Consider the following 25,181-nt stretch of genomic DNA (forward strand, 5'->3'; position numbering starts at 1 on the left):
CCGCTGGAAGCTTTCTCGATGAGCGGTCTGCTCATCATATTTATGCAGTAATTGAGATTCCCTCTGAAGCAAGTCCGCAATACTTGTTTACCGATGCGAAAGGATGTTGAGAGGGCGAATGCGTGGCCTGTGCCCCGCCGCCTTGCTCGAACTGTGCCTGCGCGCAACGGTCCGGAGTGACTCCGTAGAGCCTGGGGAGGTTCACTGATATGTTGTACGATAAATCCCTTGAGAGGGATAACTGTGGTTTCGGCCTGATCGCCCACATAGAAGGCGAACCTAGCCACAAGGTAGTGCGTACCGCGATCCACGCACTGGCCCGCATGCAGCACCGTGGTGCTATTCTTGCCGACGGTAAAACCGGTGACGGCTGTGGCCTGCTTTTGCAGAAACCGGACCGTTTCTTCCGCCTGGTCGCTGAAGAGCGCGGTTGGCGTTTAGCCAAAAACTACGCCGTCGGTATGCTGTTCCTGAACAAAGATCCTGAGCTTGCGGCGGCTTCACGTCGCGTCGTTGAAGAAGAGCTTCAGCGTGAAACCCTGTCGATTGTCGGCTGGCGCGATGTGCCAACCAACGAAGGGGTGCTCGGTGAAATCGCCCTCTCCTCGCTGCCACGTATCGAACAAATTTTCGTGAACGCCCCGGCTGGCTGGCGTCCACGTGATATGGAACGCCGCCTGTTCATCGCGCGTCGCCGTATCGAAAAGCGCCTGCAGGAAGACAAAGACTTCTACGTTTGTAGCCTGTCGAACCTGATCAACATTTATAAAGGTCTGTGTATGCCGGCGGATTTGCCGCGCTTCTACCTGGACCTCGCGGACCTGCGTCTGGAGTCGGCCATCTGCCTGTTCCACCAGCGCTTCTCCACCAATACCGTGCCACGTTGGCCGCTGGCACAGCCGTTCCGCTATCTGGCGCACAACGGTGAAATCAACACCATTACCGGCAACCGTCAGTGGGCGCGTGCGCGTACCTACAAATTCCAGACGCCGTTGATTCCCGATCTGCACGATGCCGCGCCATTCGTGAACGAAACTGGCTCTGACTCCAGCTCGATGGATAACATGCTCGAACTGCTGCTTGCAGGCGGGATGGATATCGTACGTGCGATGCGTTTGCTCGTTCCGCCAGCCTGGCAGAACAACCCAGATATGGACCCAGACCTGCGCGCCTTCTTTGACTTTAACTCCATGCACATGGAGCCGTGGGATGGTCCGGCGGGCATCGTAATGTCCGATGGTCGTTATGCTGCCTGTAACCTCGACCGTAATGGTCTGCGCCCGGCACGCTACGTCATCACTAAAGACAAGCTCATCACCTGCGCCTCTGAAGTCGGGATCTGGGATTACCAGCCTGATGAAGTGGTCGAGAAAGGCCGCGTGGGCCCGGGCGAGCTGATGGTTATCGACACTCGTGCTGGCCGTATTCTGCATTCTGCGGAAACTGACCACGACCTGAAAATCCGCCATCCGTATAAAGAGTGGATGGAGAAAAACGTCCGCCGTCTGGTGCCGTTCGAAGATCTGCCGGACGAAGAAGTGGGCAGCCGCGAGATGGACGACGACGCGCTCGCCAGCTACCAGAAACAGTTTAACTACAGCGCCGAAGAGCTGGATTCAGTGATTCGTGTGCTGGGCGAAAATGGCCAGGAAGCGGTTGGCTCAATGGGTGACGATACCCCGTTTGCCGTACTTTCCAGCCAGCCGCGCATCATTTACGACTACTTCCGCCAGCAGTTTGCGCAGGTCACCAACCCGCCAATCGATCCGCTGCGTGAAGCGCATGTGATGTCACTCGCCACCAGCATTGGCCGTGAAATGAACGTCTTCTGTGAAGCAGAAGGCCAGGCGCACCGCCTGAGCTTCAAATCGCCGATTCTGCTGTACTCAGATTTCAAACAGCTGACCACCATGCAGGAAGATCATTATCGCGCCGATACGCTCGATATTACCTTCGATGTGAGTGAAGCCACGCTGGAAGAAACCGTTAACGCGCTGTGCGATAAAGCTGAGCAAATGGTCCGTAACGGCACTGTTCTGCTGGTGCTTTCTGACCGTAACATCGCCAAAAACCGTCTGCCTGTCCCTGCGCCAATGGCGGTCGGGGCGATTCAGACGCGTCTGGTCGATAAGAGCCTACGCTGCGACGCCAACATCATCGTTGAGACCGCAAGCGCCCGTGACCCGCACCACTTTGCGGTGCTGCTGGGCTTCGGCGCGACGGCTATCTACCCGTACCTCGCCTATGAAACCCTGGCGAAACTGGTCGATAACAAAGCCATCGAAAAAGACTATCGCCACGTGATGCTGAACTACCGTAACGGCATCAACAAAGGCCTGTACAAAATCATGTCCAAAATGGGCATCTCGACCATCGCCTCTTACCGTTGCTCCAAGCTGTTTGAAGCCGTCGGTCTGCACGATACCGTGGCCAACACCTGCTTCCAGGGTGTGGTCAGCCGTATCGGTGGTGCCGGGTTTGATGACTTCCAGCAGGACCTGCTGAATCTGTCCAAACGTGCCTGGCTGGCGCGTAAGCCTCTGGATCAGGGCGGTTTGCTGAAATACGTTCACGGCGGCGAATATCACGCTTATAACCCGGACGTGGTTCGCACCCTGCAAGAAGCGGTGCAGAGCGGCGAATACAGCGACTATCAGCGTTATGCTCAGCTCGTTAACGAACGCCCGGCAGCAACGCTGCGCGACCTGCTGGCGCTGAATCCAGGTGATGAAGCAGTTAGCATCAACGAAGTAGAACCGGCGAAAGAGCTGTTCAAACGCTTTGATACCGCGGCAATGTCCATCGGCGCACTGAGCCCGGAAGCGCACGAAGCTCTGGCTGAAGCGATGAACAGCATCGGCGGTAACTCGAACTCCGGCGAAGGCGGTGAAGATCCTGCGCGTTACGGCACCAATAAAGTGTCGCGCATCAAGCAGGTCGCTTCTGGTCGCTTTGGTGTGACACCAGCCTATCTGGTCAATGCCGACGTCATTCAGATTAAAGTCGCTCAGGGTGCTAAACCGGGTGAAGGCGGTCAGTTGCCGGGTGATAAAGTCACGCCGTACATCGCCAAACTGCGCTATTCCGTCCCTGGCGTGACCCTGATTTCGCCACCGCCGCACCACGATATCTACTCTATCGAGGATTTGGCGCAGCTGATTTTCGACCTGAAACAGGTCAATCCGAAAGCGATGATCTCCGTGAAGCTGGTGTCAGAACCGGGTGTCGGCACCATCGCCACCGGTGTAGCAAAAGCTTATGCAGATCTGATCACCATCGCGGGTTATGACGGCGGGACCGGCGCAAGCCCACTGTCCTCCGTGAAATACGCGGGCTGTCCGTGGGAACTCGGTCTGGTGGAAACCCAACAGGCACTGGTGGCTAACGGTCTGCGCCATAAGATTCGCCTGCAGGTCGACGGCGGTCTGAAAACCGGCCTGGATATCATCAAAGCGGCGATCCTCGGGGCTGAAAGCTTTGGCTTCGGTACCGGCCCGATGGTCGCGCTCGGCTGTAAATATCTGCGTATTTGCCACCTGAACAACTGTGCAACCGGTGTGGCAACTCAGGACGACAAACTGCGTAAGAATCACTACCACGGCCTGCCGTTCAAAGTGACCAACTACTTTGAATTTATCGCTCGTGAAGTCCGTGAATTAATGGCGCAGCTCGGCGTGAAACGCCTGGTAGACCTGATTGGCCGTACCGACCTGCTCAAAGAGCTGGACGGGTTTACCGCCAAGCAGCAAAAACTGGACCTGGCGAAACTGCTGGAAACCGCAGAGCCGCATCCGGGCAAAGCGCTGTACTGCACCGAGACCAACCCGCCGTTCGATAACGGCGTGCTGAACGCGCAGCTGCTGCAACAGGCAAAACCGTTTGTCGACGACAAGCAGAGCAAAACGTTCTGGTTTGATATTCGCAACACTGACCGTTCCGTGGGCGCATCGCTGTCGGGCTATATCGCTCAGACGCACGGCGACCAGGGCCTGGCTTCAGATCCAATTAAAGCGCACTTCAGCGGTACCGCAGGCCAGAGCTTCGGCGTGTGGAACGCCGGTGGCGTGGAACTGCACCTGACCGGCGATGCCAACGATTACGTCGGCAAGGGCATGGCGGGCGGCCTGCTGGCCATTCGTCCTCCGGTGGGTTCTGCCTTCCGCAGCCACGAAGCGAGCATTATCGGTAACACCTGTCTGTACGGCGCAACGGGCGGTCGTTTATATGCCGCAGGCCGTGCGGGTGAGCGTTTCGGCGTGCGTAACTCCGGCGCCATCACCGTGGTCGAAGGCATTGGCGACAACGGCTGTGAATACATGACCGGCGGCATCGTCTGCGTGCTTGGTAAAACCGGCGTCAACTTTGGCGCGGGCATGACCGGCGGCTTCGCTTATGTGCTGGATGAAGACGGTGATTTCCGCAAACGCGTGAACCCGGAACTGGTGGAAGTACTGGACGTTGAAACTCTCGCTATCCACGAAGAGCATCTGCGTGGACTTATCACCGAACACGTTCAGTTGACCGGTTCTTCGCGTGGCGAAGAGATCCTGGCGAACTGGCCGGCGTTCTCCGCGAAATTCGCTCTGGTTAAACCGAAGTCCAGCGATGTCAAAGCACTGTTGGGTCACCGTAGTCGTAGCGCCGCTGAGTTGCGCGTGCAGGCGCAGTAAGGAATTCAGATGAGTCAGAATGTTTACCAGTTTATCGACTTGCAGCGTGTTGACCCACCGAAGAAGCCGCTGAAGATCCGTAAAATTGAATTTGTTGAGATCTACGAAACGTTCTCCGAAGGCCAGGCCAAAGCACAGGCAGACCGCTGTCTGTCCTGCGGTAACCCGTACTGCGAGTGGAAATGTCCGGTTCATAACTACATCCCGAACTGGCTGAAGCTCGCTAACGAAGGGCGTATTTTTGAAGCGGCAGAACTGTCGCATCAGACCAACACCCTGCCAGAAGTCTGCGGTCGAGTGTGCCCACAGGACCGCCTGTGCGAAGGTTCCTGTACCCTGAACGATGAGTTCGGTGCGGTCACCATCGGCAACATCGAGCGCTATATCAACGATAAAGCGTTCGAAATGGGCTGGCGTCCGGACATGACCGGCGTGAAGCAAACCGGTAAGAAAGTGGCGATCATTGGCGCAGGCCCTGCAGGCCTCGCCTGTGCCGACGTGCTGACCCGTAACGGCGTGAAAGCGGTGGTCTTTGACCGCCATCCGGAAATCGGTGGCCTGCTGACCTTCGGTATCCCGGCGTTCAAACTGGAAAAAGAAGTCATGACCCGTCGTCGTGAAATTTTCACCGACATGGGCATTGAGTTCAAACTTAACGTCGAAGTGGGCCGTGATGTGCAGCTCGACGATCTGCTGGGCGAGTACGATGCGGTGTTCCTCGGCGTCGGCACTTATCAGTCAATGCGTGGCGGCCTGGAAAACGAAGAGGCGAATGGCGTGTTTGACGCGCTGCCATTCCTGATTGCCAACACCAAACAGATGATGGGCTACGGCGAAACAACCGAAGAACCGTACGTGTCAATGGAAGGCAAACGTGTTGTAGTTCTGGGCGGTGGCGATACTGCGATGGACTGCGTACGTACCTCCATTCGCCAGGGCGCAACGCACGTGACCTGTGCTTATCGTCGTGACGAAGAGAACATGCCAGGTTCTAAACGCGAAGTGAAAAACGCGCGTGAAGAAGGCGTGGAGTTCCAGTTCAACGTCCAGCCTTTGGGCGTGGAAGTGAATGCCAACGGTAAAGTGAGCGGCGTGAAAATGGCGCGCACCGAGATGGGCGCACCGGATGCCAAAGGCCGTCGTCGTGCTGAAATCGTTGCCGGTTCTGAGCACGTTGTGCCTGCTGATGCAGTCGTAATGGCGTTTGGTTTCCGTCCCCACAGCATGGAATGGCTGGCGAAACACAGCGTCGAACTGGATTCTCAGGGCCGTATCATTGCGCCAGAAGGTACCGAAAACGCCTTCCAGACCAGCAACCCGAAAATCTTTGCCGGTGGCGACATCGTGCGTGGTTCGGATCTGGTGGTTACCGCGATTGCCGAAGGCCGTAAGGCTGCAGATGGCATTATGAACTGGCTGGAAGTGTAATCGTTCAGAAAAGTAAGCCGGAGAGTGCAAACCCTCCGGCTTTTTTTATGCGCTAAGCAAACTGGCGCGGACCTTGATGACCACCTTTTTGATTTCGGCTTCATCTGTGACCACACAACCTGGCTTATGAGGCTCACCCGGCATGAAGACCGCAAACATGCCAGGCTTCATGCTAATGCTCTGCTCTTGTTCAATGCGACAGCAAAGCTGATAATCCTCTTCAATGTGCCTCGCTTCACCTTCACGCGCAGAACCCGCAACCCCGTACAAAATACGTTCTTCACCGGCTAAAAGAAGCTGGATATCAATGTACTGCACATGCAACTCTGCTTTCTTCAGCTCCGGTGCCTGGGTGGCAAACTGCATCACATTCATAAACACATCGTCACCCTGTAGCTCGTAGCGTCCAGGCGCTTTATCCTGCGGCCATGCCTGCTGTGCCAGCAACAGCGCATTCACCAACAGAGGATGCATACCTGCACGCGACAGGTTTTCGACTTCACCTGCAATCATCATTGCTCCTTTGAGCCAGCATCGCGGCCCCTAACAATCCCGCATCATGTCGGTAATGAGCCGCCGTCATCTCAACGTGATAGACAGGCGGCTCCTGTGCCAGAAAGCGGCGTACAGCGTCCAGATAGCCATCAGCCAACCCGACGCTGCCGCCTATGACTACGCGTTGGCAATCTGTAATGGCTTTCACGTCTGCAATGAGTCGGGCAAGAACTTGCGCTGAGCGATTAACCAGTGCCTGCGCCTGGACGTGTCCCTGTGCTGCATGGGCGAAAATCGTTTTGGCATCTAACCCGGATAAATCACCAGACGCATGCGCCGAAATGCCTCTTCCGGAAGCGATAGCTTCGACACATCCGACACGCCCACAACCACAAACTGCGCCAGTTGGATCTGCCAGCGTATGCCCCAAATGCCCGGCAAGACCGCCCGCTCCGGTCTGTAAGTTACCGCCACTGATAACGCCGCCCCCTACGCCTGTCGACACGGTGATGAACACCATATCTTCTTTCTGCGCACCTAATGCCTGGTACTCCGCCCAGGCCGCAGCCTGAGCATCGTTGATGGCGATGGCAGGAAGGCCAGTGAGTTTCTCAAGCCGCTGCACCAACGGATAATGCAGTAAGCCACCAAGGTTATGAGGATTGATCGCCAACAGCGTCCCTTCCCGAATAATCCCCGTAGAGGCGATGGCCACACGCTGAGCCTGTTTGGCTAACGGCGCGACCAGTTCTGCTAAAGCGGCATCCAGAGCATCCGGCGTTTGGCTGGCAGGCGTGGGCATTTCCCGCCGTTCGCGCACTTGAAGTAAGTCATCGACGAGGGCTGCTGCCAGCTTTGTCCCGCCAATATCGATAGCCAGGGTGGTCATTTCAGCGCCTCTTGTTTGTGTTTAACCCCACCAAACGGCACTGCACCACTGAACGGTTTACCATCAATCGCATCATGGGTACGCAGCGCTTCTGGGCGAATCCAGCGCTGGACGCGCGTCGGCATATCCAGACCAATCAACAGGATGACGACAAACGTCAGACCAAAGGAGAGCGAGCCCAGCGCGGTACCCAGTTCAAGACGTTGTGCCAGCAGAGCACCGATTACCGGAGCCATCGCGCCACCTAATGCGCCGACGTTATAGGTAAACCCAAGCCCGGCCGCGCGCTGATCGGTATCGAAATAGCCGCCGATGAGTTTCGGTAAGATCCCGGAGATCCCCTGCCCCAGCATCTGCTGAAAGAAGAGAAGAAGACCCAACGCCCAGATATTGCCGCCACCGATGGCAAAAACCGGGATGATGAGCAACTGCGAAGCCAACAGGCTGCAAACGTAGGCTTTTCGTGTGCCCAGCCAGTCGCCAAGAAAACCGCCGACGCAACAGCCAACCGCTGCGCCAAAGCCACTAAAGAACAGCACCCGAGCCACCATCGCCGGATCATACGCCAGATCAGTTTTCAAATAGGTCGGCAGCAGTGCCTGAATCGGCCATGAATAGAGGAACGCAAACAGAACCACCACCATCAGTGTGACGCCCGTCGGCCAGCGCTTACCGCTGCTTTGCACCATAAAGCTGATGAATACGCAGGCACAAAGCAGACCGAGGATCACCACCAGTCCGGCATTGTTGAGCTCTCCGGCAAAGCAGAACCACAGCGCCGTTCCTGCAAACAGGGTCATGACGATGTTGATCACGCGATATTTGCCGCGATAAAGAATATCGACCATCGTGCGTACCGGCGCTTTCCCTTCATGCTTCGCTTTCCAGTCTTCCGCTTCAGGGATGTTTTTACGCAACCACAGCGCGAACACAATCGGGATAATGCCGAGGAAGAACAAGGCACGCCAACCCCAGACGGGGACGACAAGACTGTAAACCTGCGCAGCAATCACTGCGCCAACCGAGAAGCCGGAGATAAGAAAACCGCTGGCTTTGTTACGCAGGTGCTTGGGCCAGCTTTCAATGACGTAGGTTGCGCTGGAGCCATACTCCCCCGCCATCCCCATGCCAATTACCATGCGGGCAATAAACAGGGTGATGTAGCCAGGCGCAAAGCCACACGCCAGCGTGCCACAGGAAAACAGCACGATACTGGTGATCATCGCAAGCTTACGCCCGTATCGATCGCCCATGGCACCCAGCAGCAATCCGCCAAACCAGCGCGAGATAAAAGCCGCCGAGATAAGGCTTGCCGCCTCGACGGTGGTTAAGCCAAATTCACTTTTTATTTCTGTCAGCACTAACGCAATTAACACAAAATCAAAGCCATCAAGCAGATAGCCCAACCAGGCGGCCGAGAATGCTCGCCACTGAGGGCGCGTAAGATGGCGGTACCACGGGATGCTTTGGGTAGGAATACTCATAACACTCTCCCGACGAATTCTTTGTTGTATTGCCGGATGACGGCTGCGCCTTATCCGGCCTACGTGTCATGTCTGGTAGGCCGGATAAGCGAAGCGCCATCCGGCAATGAATTAGCGCTTTTCAGCCATCAGTTGCTCTGCGAGGGCTTTCAGCTCCGGTAGATACGGCTCCGCCACCGGGGCAAAAGGCTTGCGGCACAACGGAACAGAGACGACGTCCATATAGTGCAGGACGGTTTTCAGGCCACGGAACACGCCGACTTTGATGAGCAGGTCGATAACCTTGTTGCATTCACTTTGCAGACGTTGCGCTGTGGCGTTATCGCCTTCGCGAACCGCCTTGGCGATGGCCTGATAGCGCCAGCCCATAATGTTGTAGGTACTGCCGATCCCACCGTCAGCACCCGCCAGCAGGCCGGAAGCGAAGATCTCGTCGTAACCGTTGTAAAGCACCAGATCCGGATGTTCACGGCGGATCTGCTCCATCTGGAAGAGATCGCCCGAGGTTTGCTTGAGCGCACCCACGCCAGGCAAGGTCACCAGGGTGTTGATTTGTTCGAGCGATAATTTCACTCCGCTCAGCGCCGGAATGTTGTACACCACCATCGGCAATCCATCAGCCGAATCAATAATTGCACGGTAGTGGTCGCAGTGTTCTTCAAAACTGAAGGGATAATAAAACGGTGTGACGGCCGACACGGCATCAAAGCCCAGACGACTCGCGGCCACCGCCAGTTGCTGACTTTCGGCCGTGCTGACACAACCCACATGGGCGATTAACGTGATTTCGCCTTTCGCCTCTTCAGCCACAACTTCCATCACCTGTTCGCGCTCGGCCAGGCTCTGTACAAAGGCCTCGCCCGTCGATCCTCCCACGTAAAGCCCATCAATTCCCTGCTGAATATTGAACCGCACAAGACGACGCAGGCTCTCTTTGTCCAGCGCCTGCTGGGTGTTAAACGGGGTCAAGAGTGCAGCCATTACGCCACGTAAATGCTTTGCCATAGATACCTCAATAAATGACGGGAGTGTTTTAACGATATACCTTTATACCTGTTATACCAGATCATTTATGCAGCACCTTATACAGAACGCTTATATTGCGATCTGCTTCACTAAACGATCGTCAGGATCGTTAGGCTACTTTTTCTTTTTGTTTTGGCCGAAGGCGTGCCAGGTGGCAGAAACGCTATTCAGATGGGTTTGCAGAGCGCGGTCAGCTTCTTCTGGATCTCGCTGGCGGATAGCCTCGACGATCGCAATGTGCTGCTGATAGCTGACGTTATTGTGCTGATAGAGTTCCTGATCGGAGACTTTCGGACGGGCGGCAATCAACCAGTCGAGCAACGCAACGTGGATTGCCATAAAGATAGGGTTACCGGGGATTTCCGCCAGCACGCGATGAAATTCAACGTCTGAACGGATGAACAACGCATTGTCATCCAGTGACTGGCTGTTGAGCTCAAGTGCCTTGGCCAGACGCTCTACCTGCTCGTCACTGGCGTGTTCAGCGGCATAACGCACGAGGCTTGATTCAAAAAACAGACGCAGCTGCTCGAAATGAGCAATGCCACCAGGATGAGCGAGGAAATCTTTCGCCATGCCGGACAGCTCGCTGATGATGGTATCAGCCGAAGGTCGCGACACGCGGGCGCGTTCACCATTGTTGATCTGCACCAGGCCTTTGCGCTTGAGCGCAGCTAAGGCCTCACGCACGGAAGGACGCCCCACGTTGAAAAACGTCATCAGCTCACGCTCGGAAGGAAGCTGCTCACCTTCAGCAAACTCACGACGGCGGATCATTTGCTCCAGTTCTTCTTCGACCATCTCCGACAGCTTTTTACGCGCCAACGGACGGCGGCTCAGACTGCGGCCGATGGTTTCAGAGGTCTCTTCTTCCTGAGGATCAAATGCGTTCATTGCGGTTCCTGGCGCCAGGTGACAGTAAGTGACAACAAAGTGATAGTAACACAGGATTTTTAGGCAGGTGAAATGAGGCACAAAACAAAACAGGCCCAAACGGGCCTGTGAGACTGATGACAAACCACTAACGAATACCGTTTTGTCATGGGTGGCAGAACAAAAAATAAGGAAAATCAATTCATTGATTTTCGGCTGCTCACCACAAAGAAGGAAAAACCACGCTTTTTCCTTCTTTGTCAGCAATCTAACAGGCCCAAACGGGCCTGTTAGAGTAGATTACTTCACGACGCGAAGCGCCGGACGCCCACCACGCGGTGGCGGCGTGTCATCAGGATCGTTGTCATCATCGTGATCGGGCTTATCGCCGTCGATCACCGACATCACCGTTTCACCTTCAGAACCGATTTCAGCGTCGTCATTGACGTGGGTAGCCTCTTCGTCGTACGCCGCTTCCGGCTCGAACATGGTTCCCGCACCGTTTTCACGAGCATAAATCGCCAGCACGGCAGCCAGAGGCACTTCAACCTGACGCGGCACCCCGCCGAAGCGCGCGTTAAAGCTCACTCCGTCGTTCGCCAGTTCCAGGTTGCCCACGGCTCGTGGTGCAATATTCAGAACGATTTGTCCGTCACGCGCGTACTCCATCGGTACGCGAACACCTGGCAACGTCACGTCAACCACCAGATGTGGCGTCAGTTGGTTATCCAGCAGCCATTCATAGAATGCCCGCAACAGATAAGGACGGCGCGGTGTCAGTTGTGACACATCCATTCAGTTAGCCCCGACCGAGGCGCATTTCACGCTCGGCTTCAGTTAAGGAAGCGAGGAAGGAATCACGCTCGAAAACGCGAGTCATATACGCTTTCATCTCTTTGGAACCCGCACCGACCAGTTCGATGCCCATCACCGGCAGACGCCACAGCAGCGGAGCCAGATAGCAATCGACCAGGCTGAACTCATCGCTCAGGAAGTACGGCTTCTGAGTGAAGACCGGCGCAATCGCCAGCAGCTCTTCACGCAGTTGTTTACGAGCAGCATCAGCCTGCGCCGCAGAACCATTCATGACGGTATGCATCAGCGAATACCAGTCTTTCTCGATGCGGTGCATGTACAGACGGCTTTCACCACGCGCCACCGGATAAACCGGCATTAACGGCGGATGGGGGAAACGCTCATCCAGATATTCCATAATGATGCGAGATTCCCAAAGGGTCAGCTCGCGATCTACCAGTGTCGGGACGCTTTGATTCGGGTTGAGGTCAATCAGATCCTGAGGTGGATTGTCCTTTTCCACGTGCTCAATCTCGAAGCTGACACCTTTTTCGGCCAGCACAATGCGGACCTGATGGCTATAGATGTCAGTAGGACCAGAAAACAGCGTCATTACCGAACGTTTGTTGGCAGCGACAGCCATGAAAACCTCCAGGTATAGTAAGAATTTTTACTGCTACCAGCCACAACACGCGGCCAGCCAGATGTGAAGCCCTGTAAGCGTCGAACGACATTCCTGTTCACGAACAAAACAAAAAATGACCAATCACCCGCACTTGGGCAGAAAATTGGATGATAGTTTACCAGATTTTGCAGGCTTTGTGGTGAGGGGATTCTGGAAATGCTGAAAAAGGACGGAAAAGAACGATAACCATTGTGGATAACGCCTGTTTTATCCATAAAAAAACCCGCCGAAGCGGGTTTTTTCGCCAATTGTTCTGCCAGAGCAGAAAACAATTAACGCTTGGAGAACTGAGGACGACGACGTGCTTTACGCAGGCCGACTTTCTTACGTTCAACTTCACGAGCATCACGAGTAACGAAGCCAGCTTTACGCAGTTCGCCACGCAGGGACTCGTCGTACTCCATCAGAGCGCGGGTGATACCGTGACGGATCGCACCAGCCTGACCAGAAGTACCACCACCTTTAACGGTGATGTAGAGATCGAATTTCTCAACCATGTCGACCAGTTCCAGCGGCTGACGAACTACCATGCGGGCAGTTTCACGACCGAAGTACTGTTCCAGAGAACGTTGGTTGATGACGATTTTGCCGTTGCCCGGTTTGATAAACACGCGAGCTGCGGAACTTTTGCGGCGACCAGTGCCGTAGTATTGATTTTCAGCCATTGCCTATAATCCCGATTAGATGTCAAGAACTTGCGGTTGCTGTGCCGCGTGGTTGTGCTCGTTACCCGCGTAAACTTTCAGTTTACGGTACATCGCACGACCCAGCGGGCCTTTTGGCAGCATGCCTTTAACCGCGATTTCAATCACGCGCTCAGGACGACGGGCAATCATCTCTTCAAAGGTCGCTTCTTTGATACCACCGATGTGACCGGTGTGATGATAGTACATTTTGTCTTCGCGCTTGTTGCCGGTTACAGCAACTTTTTCTGCGTTCAGAACGATGATGTAATCACCAGTATCGACGTGCGGAGTGTATTCCGCTTTATGCTTACCGCGCAGGCGACGAGCCAGTTCGGAAGCCAGACGGCCCAGTGTTTTACCGGTCGCGTCAACAACATACCAGTCACGCTGTACGGTTTCTGGTTTAGCTGTAAAAGTTTTCATTAAAAGCTTACCCAAATAAATAAGTTACACGTTGGTGAACACCCAAACGTTTAAAAGTTGAGGCTCACACGACAAAGTCCGGCAAACCTACCCCTTCGAATAGCCTATGCCAGCACATAGAAAGTTTTGGGAAAAAAACCTTCTCGTAACGTGGGGTCGCAAGATTATAGAGAAGTCACGGTCAAAGATCGACCCCTAAATGCGAATAGCCGCAAGGTTTTCGACCATTTGATTTGTGCGGCCTGATGCCCTCACCCCCAGCCCCTCTCCCACAGGGAGAGGGTGGAGCACTAAGGCTGATGCTCGCGCTTCAAATATTCCTCACTCTGCATCTCTTGCAGGCGCGAAAGGCAGCGCTGGAACTCAAATTTCAGGCGCTCACCCTGATAGATATGATGTAACGGCACCTCTGCACTCACCACCAGCTTAACGTGGCGTTCGTAGAATTCATCCACCAGCGCGATGAAGCGGCGGGCCTCGCTTTCCATCAACGGCGTCATTACCGGCACGTCAAATAACATGACTGTATGGAACAACCGTGAAAGCGCGATGTAATCATGTTGGCTACGGGCATCGACGCAAAGGGTAGCGAATGAGACCGCCAGCGTCTGGTTTTCCGCCCCAAGGGTTGCCAGTGGTCGATGATTGATTTCCAGCGTTGGCGCGTTTTCACGCTTCGCACCCGCCAAAGCCAGCCACAGTTTGTCCATTTGCTGGCGCGTATCGTCGTTCAGCGGCGAAAGCCACAGATGCGCCTGAGTCAGGGTGCGCAGACGGTAATCGATGCCTGCATCCACATTCATGATGTCGCAATGCTGTTTAATGGCGTCGATGGCAGGCAGGAAACGCGCGCGCTGCAGACCATTACGGTATAAATCGTCTGGCGGAATATTGGAGGTCGCCACCAACGTAATGCCGCGTGAGAACAGGGCTTTCATCAACCCGCCAAGCAGCATCGCATCGGTAATGTCTGAGACAAAAAACTCATCAAAACAGAGCACATCGGTTTCGGCTTTAAATCTGTCGGCCACGATCTCCAGCGGATCGCTATGCCCTTGTAGCGCCGTGAGCTCCTCATGCACTCGCAGCATAAAGCGATGAAAGTGCAGACGCTGCTTACGCTCACCCGGCAGGCTCAGATAAAACATATCCATCAGCCAGGTTTTTCCGCGCCCTACGCCTCCCCACATATATAAGCCACGAACCGGAGTCACGGCTGTCGTCGAGTCTCGTTTCCCCAGGAGCTTTCCGAATTTCGCACGTAAACCACCGCTGCTGGCTGCTGGCGTGGTTGAAGGTCGGGTCATCAATTCCTGGTAGATAACATCGAGCCGGGAGACGGCCTTGCGCTGTACATCGTCCGGTTGATGGGAACCCTCAGAGAGCGCCTGAAGGTATCGCGATGTGGGGGTCATGCTTTGCATAAGTTATTGTTATTTCCTGAAAAGCAACGAGCCGCAGTTCACGGTTGTCGAAAAAAATGCCGTTCTACAGTACGCGATGACACGCCAGGATTCCACTTCTACGGGAATAGCGGTTATAGTGGCGTTATCGGGCGCAGGCGAGGAGCCTTTTTGCCACCCTATGGAACCACAAAACAACGGGAGAAGTTCATGACCTGGGAATATGCGCTAATTGGTTTAGTCGTCGGTATCATCATTGGCGCCGTCGCAATGCGTTTTGGCAACCGCAAGTTACGCCAGCAGCAAGCCCTGCAATACGAACTGGAAAAGAACAAAGCAGAGCTGGACGAATATCGTGAAGAGTTAGTCAGCCACTTTGCCCGCAGCGCGGAGCTGCTCGACAACATGGCGCATGATTACCGCCAGCTGTACCAGCACATGGCGAAAAGCTCCAGTAACCTGCTGCCGGAAATGAGCGCAGAAGAAAACCCGTTCCGTAACCGCCTGGCGGAATCTGAAGCCAGCAACGATCAGGCACCGGTTCAGATGCCGCGCGATTACTCTGATGGCGCATCTGGTCTGCTGCGCAGCGGCGTTAAGCGCGACTGATCACCCTCTTCCTGATCCTATTTTACGGGCGCAGCACTTGCGCCCGTCTCTTCTCTTCCTTCCCAGCTATTATTTAATCATCGCCTCATTGTTAGGCGTCCGAAAATTCAATAACATCGGACGGTTTATGGGCATTTTTTCTTTCTCCTCCTCAGGTAATGAGAGCCAGCATCAATGAAAAAACAAACCTTATTATTGAGTGCGTTAGCGTTAAGTGTTGGACTGTCTCTTGGCGCTGCTGCGCCCGTGTCTGCCTCTCTGCCTGCAGCGGTCCCAGGCCTTGGTCAACTGCCGAGCCTTGCACCGATGCTGGAGAAAGTGCTTCCTGCGGTGGTGAGCGTGCAGGTTGAAGGCACCGCATCACCGGCCCCTGGCGGGCAGGTCCCGGATGAACTGAAAAAGTATTTTGGTGATGATGCGCCAAACGATCAGCCTCAACCGTTTGAAGGCCTGGGTTCCGGTGTCATTATTGATGCGGCAAAGGGCTACGTGCTGACCAACAATCACGTCGTGAATCAGGCTGAGAAAATCAGCGTGCTGCTGAACGACGGCCGAGAGTTTGAGGCCAAACTGGTGGGAAGCGACGACCAAAGTGACATCGCGCTGCTGCAACTGCAAAAAGCCGATCATCTCACACAAATCGCCATTGCCGATTCCGACAAGATTCGAGTCGGTGATTTTGCGGTGGCCGTCGGCAACCCGTTTGGCCTGGGCCAGACCGCTACTTCAGGCATTATTTCTGCTTTAGGGCGCAGCGGCCTCAATCTGGAAGGTCTGGAGAACTTCATTCAGACCGACGCCTCCATTAACCGCGGCAACTCCGGCGGCGCGCTGCTGAATCTTAATGGCGAACTGGTCGGTATCAATACCGCGATTCTGGCCCCCGCCGGTGGCAGTGTCGGCATTGGCTTTGCTATTCCCAGCAACATGGCCATTACTCTGGCAAAACAGCTGATTCAGTTCGGCGAAATTAAGCGTGGCCTGCTCGGTATCAAAGGCATGGAAATGACCGCCGATATCGCGAAAGCCTTCAATCTGGATATTCAGCGCGGGGCGTTTGTCAGTGAAGTTCTGCCAAATTCCGGTTCAGCAAAAGCCGGCATTAAATCAGGCGACGTGATAGTCAGCCTGAACGGCAAACCGCTTAATAGCTTCGCGGAATTGCGTTCGCGTATTGCCACCACCGAGCCAGGTACAAAAGTTAAACTGGGCTTACTGCGCGCAGGCAAACCACTGGATGTGGAAGTCACGCTGGATAAAAGCACCTCCTCTACCGCCAGTGCCGAGCTGATCACACCTGCTCTGCAAGGTGCGTCATTGAGCGATGGTCAGATGAAAGACGGCACTAAAGGTATCGTGCTCAATGAAGTTGAGAAAGGCAGCGCGGCGGCACAAGTTGGGTTACATAAAGACGATATCATCATCAGCATCAACCGTGAACGAGTTCAGTCGATTGCCGAAATGCGTAAAGTTCTGGAGTCAAAACCCGCGATCATTGCGCTCAACGTGATGCGCGGCAATGAAAGTATTTATCTGTTGCTGCGTTAAGTGAAATTTTTCGGGCATCCTCTACGCGATGCCCAAAAAACTCATGCTATGCTGCGCTTGTTTCCTTACCAGTGATAAAGGCATCATGCTTGTAAAGCTCCTGCGCTCCGTCGCGATTGGTTGTATTGTGGGTGGCATTCTGTTGGCCGCCATGCCGTCATTGCGCCAGTTTAATCCGCTGTCTACAGCGCCGTATGACAGTACGGACGAATCCCCTGCCAGTTACAATCAAGCGGTGAAACGTGCGGCACCTGCCGTGGTGAACGTCTACAACCGGGCGTTAAATAATACCAGTCATAATATGCTGACCCTGGGGTCGGGCGTGATTATGGACGAGCGCGGGTACATCATCACCAACAAGCACGTCATTAACGACGCCGACCAGATCATTGTCGCCTTACAGGATGGACGCGTGTTTGAAGCGCTGTTGGTCGGTTCCGACACCCTGACGGATCTGGCAGTACTGAAAATCACAGCCAGCGGCGGCTTGCCCGTTATTCCAATCAATCCCAAACGCGTGCCGCATATCGGTGATGTCGTGCTGGCGATTGGTAACCCGTATAATCTGGGCCAAACCATCACTCAGGGAATTATCAGCGCCACGGGGCGTATCGGCCTGAACCCGTCAGGTCGGCAGAATTTCCTGCAAACGGATGCCTCCATCAACCACGGTAACTCCGGCGGCGCGCTGGTCAACTCGCTCGGCGAACTGATGGGCATCAACACCCTTTCCTTTGATAAGAGCAACGACGGGGAAACGCCGGAAGGCATCGGTTTCGCCATTCCTTTCCAGCTGGCGGCAAAAATCATGGATAAGCTGATTCGTGATGGTCGCGTCATTCGTGGTTACATTGGGATCAGCGGGCGTGAAATTGCCCCGCTCCACACTCAGGGTGGCGCACTGGATCAGATTCAGGGCATTGTGGTGAATGAAGTCGCTTCAGGTGGCCCGGCTGCGGAAGCAGGTATTCAGGTGAACGACGTGATTGTCTCCGTGGACGACAAACCTGCCGTGTCGGCGCTGGAGACAATGGACCAGGTGGCAGAAATTCGTCCAGGCTCCGTTATCCCTGTCGTGGTCATGCGCGATGATAAGAAACTGACGCTCAAGGTCACCATTCAGGAATATCCCGCCACCAACTAACCGCCATAAAAAAACCGGAGCACAGGCTCCGGTTTCATATTGCTGACAAAGAAGGAAAAAGCGTGGTTTTTCCTTCTTTGTGGTGAGCAGCCGAAAATCAATGAATTGATTTTCCTTATTTTTTGTTCTGCCACCCATGACAAAACGGTATTCGTTAGAGGTTTGTCATCAGTCTCAAACCGGAGCACAGGCTCCGGTTTCTCTTTACTGGCAAAGTGCTTATTTGTTCACAAACTCTTCGCCCAGCACGATATCTTTCTTCAGGGTATCGAGCATGCCTTCCATCGCGTGTTGTTCAAACGCGCTCAGCTTGCCGATAGATTGACGCTCTTCCACCCCGTTTTTACCCAGCAGCAGCGGCTGTGAGAAGAAGCGAGCATGTTCGCCGTCACCTTCAACATAAGCACACTCAACAACGCCTTTCTCACCTTGCAGTGCACGCACCAGGGAAAGACCAAAGCGAGCAGCCGCCTGGCCCATAGACAGCGTTGCGGAGCCGCCACCAGCTTTCGCTTCCACCACTTCGGTGCCTGCGTTTTGAATACGCTTAGTCAGGTCTGCCACTTCCTGTTCGGAGAAGCTCACCCCTGGAATTTGCGACAACAGCGGCAGAATAGTCACACCAGAGTGACCACCGATAACCGGCACTTCAACGTCTGTTGGCTGTTTGCCTTTCAGCTCCGCCACAAAGGTATTCGAACGGATGATATCCAGCGTGGTGACGCCAAACAGTTTGTTTTTGTCGTAAACGCCCGCTTTCTTCAGCACTTCCGCTGCAATCGCGACCGTGGTGTTAACCGGGTTGGTGATGATCCCGATGCAGGCTTTCGGGCAAGTTTTCGCAACCTGCTGCACGAGATTCTTCACGATGCCAGCGTTGACGTTAAACAGATCGGAACGATCCATCCCTGGTTTACGCGCGACACCGGCAGAAATCAGCACCACATCAGCGCCTTCCAGCGCTGGCGTTGCGTCTTCACCGGAAAAGCCTTTGATCTTGACCGCTGTCGGGATATGGCTGAGATCAACCGCCACGCCAGGTGTCACCGGCGCGATATCATACAGGGAGAGTTCTGAGCCGGAAGGCAGTTGGGTCTTAAGTAGTAGGGCAAGCGCCTGGCCGATACCGCCAGCTGCGCCGAGGACTGCGACTTTCATCCTAAACTCCTTATTATGGTTAGTTTCATCTACCGAAACTCCGTTGCGGCAACCTTAATTCACAAGGTAAACAATAACAATAAGCAGCGTTACAGAATGCGGCATTCCCCGCAGCATTGCGTTGTTATCGCTCACTTTACCGCCTGAATCAGGCTTAGCGCGACGGCGTAATCCGTCGACTGCTGGTTACAATACACCCAGTAAGTTGGGCAAAACAACATCATTTTCATAACAATTGATTTACTTTTTCGCTTATTATCGAGCCGTGACGAAAGCATGTTTCTTGATAACGATTTTTGATAAAATCGTTCCCTTTCATAACATTATTTCAGCCCTATTGATGGCAGATAATTTGCATAAAAATTCATTCGTATGCATAATAATGTTGTTCTTACCGCCATGATATGGGTGACTTATGCGAAGCTCGTCTAAGCAAGAAGAATTAGTCAAAGCGTTTAAAGCGCTGCTTAAAGAAGAAAAATTCAGTTCTCAGGGCGAAATCGTCCAGGCATTGCAGGAAGAAGGCTTTGATAATATCAATCAGTCTAAAGTCTCCCGCATGCTGACCAAGTTCGGTGCAGTCCGTACCCGTAACGCCAAAATGGAGATGGTTTATTGTCTGCCTGCTGAACTGGGCGTCCCAACCACCTCCAGTCCGCTGAAGAACCTGGTGCTGGACATCGACTATAACGATGCCGTAGTGGTTATCCACACAAGCCCAGGCGCTGCACAGTTGATTGCCCGTCTGCTGGACTCTTTGGGTAAAGCAGAAGGCATTTTGGGTAGCATCGCTGGCGATGACACCATTTTCACCACACCCGCACGCGGCTTTACCGTAAAAGATCTGTACGAAGCCATTCTGGTGTTGTTCGAACAAGAACTTTAAGCGTCCCCTCTCCGGTTAGCGCCGGAGAGTCTCCCTCCTTCCCAACGCACCGAAGCGCTACATAAAACTCCCTTTTTTTTAACATTAAGTGCGTTTCACTGCCTTAATGTATTCATCCAGTGAATCTCGTTAGCAAAATCGCACGAAATATCAAATCCATCTATCTCTATGATTTTCTTATTTTTAATAGGGTCACTTTTGCATTCCCTGGCATTTTTAATGCCTTTTAGTTATAAAAATGACGTTTTTTGACATTTAATTACATGGGCAATCATTAGCCTGGTATTAATTTTTTGAGTGATTAGTGTATACTTGATTTTGTGATGAGGGTCACGAAACAAGACCCTGATAAAAAATTCGACGAGGTGAATATTATGAAAATCAAAACCACTGTAAGCGCATTGACCCTCCTTTCTGTTCTCTCTTTCGGCGCTTTTGCAGCAGATTCTATCAACGCAGATCAGGCCGCTAATCGCCAGGCGATGGGGACTGTTTCTGTCGGTGCCGTTGGTTCTTCTCCGATGGACATGCATCAGATGCTGGATCAAAAAGCCCAGGAACAAGGTGCTTCTTCTTACCGCATCATCGAAGCACGCACCGGTAAAAGCTGGCACGCCACTGCAGAGCTGTACAAATAAGTTTTCTTTATAGTCAGAAGCAAAATACGAATGTAAACCCGCGGCACCAGGCATAAAAAAAGCTGTTCAAACCTTCTCGCCGCGTATCAATGAATTGAGGTAAAGATGATGAAAAACGCAATGATTATCGCATCCCTGGGTCTGGCATCTGTTCTTTCTTTCAGCGCCGGTGCTGCTGTTCATCAGGTTAGCGCAGAGCAGGCACAAAACCTGCAATCCATGGGTACCGTCTCTGTTTCTCAGGTGGGTAGCGCGCCAATGGACATGCGTCATGAACTGGCTGCCAAAGCTGAAAAAGAAGGGGCTTCTTCCTACCGCATTATCGAAGCGCGTTCAGGCGATACCTGGCACGCTACAGCTGAGCTGTACAAATAAACCCTCGTCGTCTTACTGACGACTTGCCCCCGCCTGTCGGGGGCTTTTTTATTTATGCCGTACGTTAAAACGCAGCATCCCTTCCAGTTCTTCTTCCGCTTCATCAAACAGCAATATGAGCGCGCCGTAGCGTCGGTGCTGTGCCTCGTCAAGATGGATAAACTCGATCTCCAGCGGCAGCGGTAACTGGCTGTTGGTCACAGCTTCCCAGAGAGAATCAAGATCCCGAATCTGCACCCCGGCAAGGGAAAACGTGCGGGTAAACTCACGGTAAAAATCGTTTTGATTGCCGATATGGTTGAAATCAAAGGTATAGCTTTTCATGCATGCCCCGCCTCACCCCAGACGGGCGGCACAGGCCGCCCTTTGTATTCGCTTATAATCCCCCAAGATGCAGGGTTTTGACTTCCAAAAACTCATCCAGCCCTAACACCGATCCCTCACGGCCAAGCCCGGATTCCTTCACGCCACCAAAAGGCCCCAGCTCTGTGGATACGGCACACTCATTAACCCCGATCATGCCGCTTTCCAGCGCCTGTGAGACCCGGAAGACCCGCTGTAAATTCTGAGTATAGAAATAAGCGGCGAGGCCAAACGGCGTATTATTCGCACGCTGAATAACCTCTTCCTCACTGGTGAAACGGAAGCAGGCTGCGACCGGGCCAAACGTTTCTTCCTGAGCTAACTGCATGTTATCGCTGCAATCGCCCAAAACGGTTGGTTGCCAGAAATTGCCGCCCAACGCATGGGCTTTGCCCCCGGCGAGCACGCTTGCCCCTTTGGCAACGGCATCTTCAACGTGTTCACGCACTTTCTTGACGGCAGCGGGTTCGATTAACGGGCCAACCACAACGCCCTCTTCCGCTCCGTTCCCCACTTTCAGGCCATTCACGGCGTCTGCCAGCTTGCGGGTAAATTCGTCGTAGACCTTTTCCTGAATATAGAAGCGGTTAACGCTGACGCACACCTGTCCGGCATTTCGGAACTTGTTGGCAATCGCGCCTTTCACTGCAGCATCAATGTCCGCATCGTCAAAGACGATGTAAGGCGCATTGCCGCCCAGCTCCATCGACACTTTCTTCATTGTCTCTGCCGCGTTTCGCACCAGCGTTTTGCCCACAGCCGTCGAACCGGTGAAAGAAATCTTGCGCACTTCGTGACTGGCCATGATGGCATCACTGATCTCAGAGGTGTTACCCGCCACGGCATTCAGCACACCGTCAGGAACACCTGCTTTTTTGGCTAACTGCAGGAGAGCAAAGGCACTAAGCGGCGTATTGTTGGCAGGCTTGATAACCCCGGTACACCCCGCAGCTAACGCCGGGCCCAGTTTGCGAGTTAGCATTGCCATCGGGAAATTCCACGGCGTGATGGCCGCGACGACACCCACAGGTTCGCGAGTCGCCAGAATTCGGGAACCGGGTTTGACAGGCGGAATGATTTCGCCATTTGCACGTTTGCCTTGCTCGGCAAACCACTGAATAAAGCTTGCGGCGTATTCTACTTCGCCTTCCGCTTCTTTTATCGGCTTGCCCTGCTCGGTGGTCATCAATCTGCCCAGCCAGGCTTTGTTCTCGATGATTAAGTGATACCAGCGATAGAGTATTTCAGAGCGCTCTTTCGCCGTTTTCGCTCGCCAGAGTGGGAAAGCTTTGCTTGCTGCAGCAATCGCGGCTTCGGTTTCTTTCTTACCTGCTTTCGCTACTTGGGCTATCACTTCTCCTGTTGCCGGGTTGACGACGTCGAATGTCGTCTCAAGAGGTTTCCATACGCCATCAACAAAAAAACCCGTTTGAAAAAGTTCGTTATCCTGGAGTGCCTGCGTTGTCATGATTCCTCCGACCGTGGTGTCCTGTGATAACAGTTAAGTATAGCCATAAAAAAACCGACGCTTTTGGCGTCGGTCAGATTGCAGATCGAAGCTTTGCCCGGCGGCACTTCGTTTGCGCGGGCCTACAAGGGCTATTCGGTAGGCCTGGTAAGCAAAGCGACCGGGCGTTAATTCACCGTCAATGCATGCTGATATTTTCGCAGCATCCCGGTGAGTCTTTTCACCGGCTCCGTGACCTGTAGCGGCGCTTCCCAGACCTCCAGCTTCTGCTGGTAGATATCCAGCTCCTCCAGCAGTCGCCCGAAATACCGGCTGCGTTTGTCATCACTGCTGGCCGAAATAACTTTATCCGCAGTCCGTCGTAGCTGACGGTGGAACGCCGATAAATCATCGTTCACCGGGACGGGCGCATCGCGCAGACGTTGATGAGCGATGATCAGGTTCAGCGCCAGACGATACTTCGCCAGATCCCCAGGGAATTTGTTCAACAGCATAAACAGCTGCTGATACAGCGCGGGCAGATGGTTTTCCTTACGTCTTGCTTTGTTGGTGGTCAGCGACGAAATGGCGGCGGACACAAACTGATTCAGCAGTACCCGGCCCGTGCGGGCCTGAGAGTTATCGCGCACCAGCAGGATCACCATCAGGGCAAGGAAACAGCCCACCAGTTGACCGAGCGCGCTGTCGAGGAACTGGCTGAAGTGGAACGTCATCGGGTTGTCTAACACCAGAATATTGATGGTACTGGCCAGTGCACCGAGCGATCCCAGCCGGCGTTTCTGTACTTCAATCCCAATGAAGAACGCCAATACTGCAAGGCTGATACACAACAGCAGCATGCTTTGCTGAGTTGAGGGAATGATCACCAGGAAATAGAGCGCGCCCAGCGGCAGTGCGGCAATGGTGCCAAGCAGGAAATCTATCGCCACCATTCGCGGGTTCGGCAAGCGCATCGCCAGTGCAGTCACAACCGCAATCATCACCATCGCGCCACTGCCTGACGTCCAGCCGGTCCACAGCCAGAAGAGCGTCCCCAGCGCACAGGAAAGCGTGGTACGCCAGAAGTTAACCATCGCATGGTGACGTTCGGCGGATTCAACTTTCACCACCGCTTCGCCCTGCAAAATTTCTTCTTCACGCGCGTTCACTCGGGCATTGCCCACAACCCCACGCTTCAGTAACTGATAGCGAGTCGCCGCACCAATCCAGGTATAAAGCGTAATGGGCGTGTCATGCTGACCCGTCCAGGCGAGTATGCGGCGCATCCGTTTGAGCTGCTTGTGAACATCCTGCACGTTTTCCACCGGCACTTCGAACATCTCCCGCCATTCCTCGGTAATAAACTCCGGGCGGGTGTTCTGGATCAGGTAGGTTTCACACGCCTGAGTGATCAGCGTTAACGACAGAGTATTCAGAGCTTTAAGACGGCGATTGGCACGCGCCCAACGGGAAGATTCCATATGCAGGTTGCTGCGCATGCCTTCCAGCGCCTGAGTTCTGCGCACCAGAGCGGCCCATGCGGCATCCACTTCTTCACTGTCACCATGGCGGATGCACAGTTGCATGAGCTGATATTGCGCCACCAGCAGCGCATCCAACTCACGGTCAATTTCCTGCTTAATGGAACGCGGGGAAAACAGCAGATCGGCGACGATCGCACAGACAATCCCGATGACTATCTCGCTACAGCGCTCAACGGCAAACTGTGGGGAAAGCAAAGGTTGATTCTGAATGGTGATCACGATGATCAACGCCGTGTAGCCTGCGAGGCCCCAGGCGTAGGAGTTTTCAACTTTAACGAGAGAGGAAACCCAGGTACAGAATCCGGCCCACAGACAGCACACCATTACCATCAGCAGCGGAGCGCGAATCATCAGGATGATGATGGTTAATGCCGCGATACAGCCGATAAACGTTCCGCAGATACGCAGCATGCCACGGTAGCGAATCGCACCAGAATACGGTTCCCCCCCTGCGGCGAACGCTGGGCCCGCCGCGACAATTGCCGCGGTCAGAACGGCCCAGCGTGGGGTTTCAAGCTCGAAGTGAAAACCAACAAACAGCGCCAGTACAATCGCGCAGGCCAGTTTGACCGCAAAGCGAATGTGCTGGTTGGCAATGGAGAAAATGCCCAT

At 54.0% G+C, this 25,181-nt stretch carries 23 protein-coding genes; 8 read left to right on the top strand and 15 right to left on the bottom strand.

Translation table 11 applies throughout. From position 1 onward, the window contains the following. Positions 1–209: 209 nt before the first annotated feature. Positions 210–4,670, top strand: a complete 4,461-nt coding sequence (gltB, locus tag ACLW56_RS11990) for a glutamate synthase large subunit (protein ID WP_330984000.1) — start codon at positions 210–212, stop codon at positions 4,668–4,670. Between the two features lie 9 nt (positions 4,671–4,679). Beyond that, positions 4,680–6,098: a glutamate synthase subunit GltD gene (gene gltD, locus ACLW56_RS11995; RefSeq protein WP_330984001.1), complete on the top strand. Its 1,419-nt coding sequence runs from the start codon at positions 4,680–4,682 to the stop codon at positions 6,096–6,098. A gap of 45 nt (positions 6,099–6,143) precedes the next feature. Here the strand turns inward: gltD and nanQ are convergent, their stop codons facing one another. From nanQ to zapE, 11 genes are all read right to left on the bottom strand, one after another. Further along, complete coding sequence (gene nanQ / locus ACLW56_RS12000; RefSeq protein WP_330984002.1) at positions 6,144–6,611, bottom strand: N-acetylneuraminate anomerase; 468 nt, start codon at positions 6,609–6,611, stop codon at positions 6,144–6,146. After that, positions 6,598–7,482, bottom strand: a complete 885-nt coding sequence (gene nanK / locus ACLW56_RS12005) for an N-acetylmannosamine kinase (RefSeq protein ID WP_330984003.1) — start codon at positions 7,480–7,482, stop codon at positions 6,598–6,600. Before nanK ends, nanQ begins: the two co-directional genes overlap by 14 nt. Further along, the gene (locus tag ACLW56_RS12010) at positions 7,479–8,966 is read right to left on the bottom strand and encodes an MFS transporter (protein ID WP_330984004.1); all 1,488 of its coding nucleotides are present in this window, start codon (positions 8,964–8,966) and stop codon (positions 7,479–7,481) included. The genes nanK and ACLW56_RS12010 overlap by 4 nt, the downstream gene beginning before the upstream one ends. A gap of 111 nt (positions 8,967–9,077) precedes the next feature. Continuing rightward, positions 9,078–9,971 (bottom strand): N-acetylneuraminate lyase, encoded by an 894-nt coding sequence (gene nanA, locus ACLW56_RS12015; RefSeq protein WP_330984005.1) that lies wholly within the window; start codon positions 9,969–9,971, stop codon positions 9,078–9,080. Between the two features lie 135 nt (positions 9,972–10,106). Next, on the bottom strand, positions 10,107–10,886 hold the full coding sequence (gene nanR, locus ACLW56_RS12020) for a transcriptional regulator NanR (protein ID WP_330984006.1): 780 nt from the start codon (positions 10,884–10,886) through the stop codon (positions 10,107–10,109). 279 nt (positions 10,887–11,165) lie between these two features. Continuing rightward, positions 11,166–11,660: a ClpXP protease specificity-enhancing factor gene (sspB, locus tag ACLW56_RS12025; RefSeq protein ID WP_330984007.1), complete on the bottom strand. Its 495-nt coding sequence runs from the start codon at positions 11,658–11,660 to the stop codon at positions 11,166–11,168. Positions 11,661–11,664: 4 nt separating this feature from the next. Beyond that, positions 11,665–12,303 carry a stringent starvation protein SspA gene (gene sspA / locus ACLW56_RS12030; protein WP_330984008.1) on the bottom strand — a complete coding sequence of 213 codons (639 nt, stop codon included), beginning with the start codon at positions 12,301–12,303 and terminating at the stop codon, positions 11,665–11,667. Then, positions 12,273–12,593, bottom strand: coding sequence for a hypothetical protein (locus tag ACLW56_RS12035; RefSeq protein ID WP_330984009.1), 321 nt, complete (start codon positions 12,591–12,593; stop codon positions 12,273–12,275). The genes sspA and ACLW56_RS12035 overlap by 31 nt, the downstream gene beginning before the upstream one ends. Before the next feature lie 24 nt (positions 12,594–12,617). Next, the gene (rpsI, locus tag ACLW56_RS12040; RefSeq protein WP_330984010.1) at positions 12,618–13,010 is read right to left on the bottom strand and encodes a 30S ribosomal protein S9; all 393 of its coding nucleotides are present in this window, start codon (positions 13,008–13,010) and stop codon (positions 12,618–12,620) included. A 15-nt stretch (positions 13,011–13,025) separates the two neighbouring features. Continuing rightward, a complete protein-coding gene (gene rplM / locus ACLW56_RS12045; protein ID WP_123756283.1) occupies positions 13,026–13,454 on the bottom strand; it encodes a 50S ribosomal protein L13 in 429 nt (142 codons plus the stop codon). A 290-nt stretch (positions 13,455–13,744) separates the two neighbouring features. After that, complete coding sequence (gene zapE, locus ACLW56_RS12050) at positions 13,745–14,878, bottom strand: cell division protein ZapE (RefSeq protein ID WP_330984011.1); 1,134 nt, start codon at positions 14,876–14,878, stop codon at positions 13,745–13,747. A 189-nt stretch (positions 14,879–15,067) separates the two neighbouring features. Here zapE and zapG point away from each other — a divergent pair, with 189 nt between their 5' ends. The 3 genes from zapG (at position 15,068) to degS (ending at position 18,158) form a co-directional block, all read left to right on the top strand. Beyond that, the gene (zapG, locus tag ACLW56_RS12055) at positions 15,068–15,466 is read left to right on the top strand and encodes a Z-ring associated protein ZapG (RefSeq protein WP_330984012.1); all 399 of its coding nucleotides are present in this window, start codon (positions 15,068–15,070) and stop codon (positions 15,464–15,466) included. A gap of 174 nt (positions 15,467–15,640) precedes the next feature. Beyond that, positions 15,641–17,014 carry a serine endoprotease DegQ gene (gene degQ, locus ACLW56_RS12060; protein WP_330984013.1) on the top strand — a complete coding sequence of 458 codons (1,374 nt, stop codon included), beginning with the start codon at positions 15,641–15,643 and terminating at the stop codon, positions 17,012–17,014. A gap of 85 nt (positions 17,015–17,099) precedes the next feature. Continuing rightward, positions 17,100–18,158, top strand: a complete 1,059-nt coding sequence (gene degS / locus ACLW56_RS12065) for an outer membrane-stress sensor serine endopeptidase DegS (protein ID WP_330984014.1) — start codon at positions 17,100–17,102, stop codon at positions 18,156–18,158. Positions 18,159–18,377: 219 nt separating this feature from the next. Here the strand turns inward: degS and mdh are convergent, their stop codons facing one another. Next, positions 18,378–19,316 (bottom strand): malate dehydrogenase, encoded by a 939-nt coding sequence (gene mdh / locus ACLW56_RS12070; RefSeq protein WP_330984015.1) that lies wholly within the window; start codon positions 19,314–19,316, stop codon positions 18,378–18,380. Positions 19,317–19,731: 415 nt separating this feature from the next. Between mdh and argR the strand changes: the two genes are divergently transcribed. The 3 genes from argR (at position 19,732) to yhcN-B (ending at position 21,215) form a co-directional block, all read left to right on the top strand. After that, complete coding sequence (gene argR / locus ACLW56_RS12075; protein WP_330984016.1) at positions 19,732–20,202, top strand: transcriptional regulator ArgR; 471 nt, start codon at positions 19,732–19,734, stop codon at positions 20,200–20,202. A gap of 374 nt (positions 20,203–20,576) precedes the next feature. Next, positions 20,577–20,840: a peroxide/acid stress response protein YhcN gene (gene yhcN / locus ACLW56_RS12080; protein WP_330984017.1), complete on the top strand. Its 264-nt coding sequence runs from the start codon at positions 20,577–20,579 to the stop codon at positions 20,838–20,840. A gap of 108 nt (positions 20,841–20,948) precedes the next feature. After that, positions 20,949–21,215 (top strand): DUF1471 family stress response protein YhcN-B, encoded by a 267-nt coding sequence (gene yhcN-B, locus ACLW56_RS12085; RefSeq protein ID WP_330984018.1) that lies wholly within the window; start codon positions 20,949–20,951, stop codon positions 21,213–21,215. A gap of 48 nt (positions 21,216–21,263) precedes the next feature. On the opposite strand, the gene ACLW56_RS12090 is transcribed toward yhcN-B, so the two are convergent. The 3 genes from ACLW56_RS12090 to aaeB form a co-directional block, all read right to left on the bottom strand. Further along, positions 21,264–21,539: a hypothetical protein gene (locus tag ACLW56_RS12090; protein ID WP_330984019.1), complete on the bottom strand. Its 276-nt coding sequence runs from the start codon at positions 21,537–21,539 to the stop codon at positions 21,264–21,266. Between the two features lie 52 nt (positions 21,540–21,591). Continuing rightward, positions 21,592–23,046, bottom strand: coding sequence for an NAD-dependent succinate-semialdehyde dehydrogenase (locus ACLW56_RS12095; RefSeq protein ID WP_330984020.1), 1,455 nt, complete (start codon positions 23,044–23,046; stop codon positions 21,592–21,594). A 167-nt stretch (positions 23,047–23,213) separates the two neighbouring features. Next, positions 23,214–25,181 carry a p-hydroxybenzoic acid efflux pump subunit AaeB gene (aaeB, locus tag ACLW56_RS12100; protein WP_330984021.1) on the bottom strand — a complete coding sequence of 656 codons (1,968 nt, stop codon included), beginning with the start codon at positions 25,179–25,181 and terminating at the stop codon, positions 23,214–23,216.

The organism is Pantoea sp. sgz302252, from assembly GCF_047713085.1.
GTDB lineage: Bacteria > Pseudomonadota > Gammaproteobacteria > Enterobacterales > Enterobacteriaceae > Scandinavium.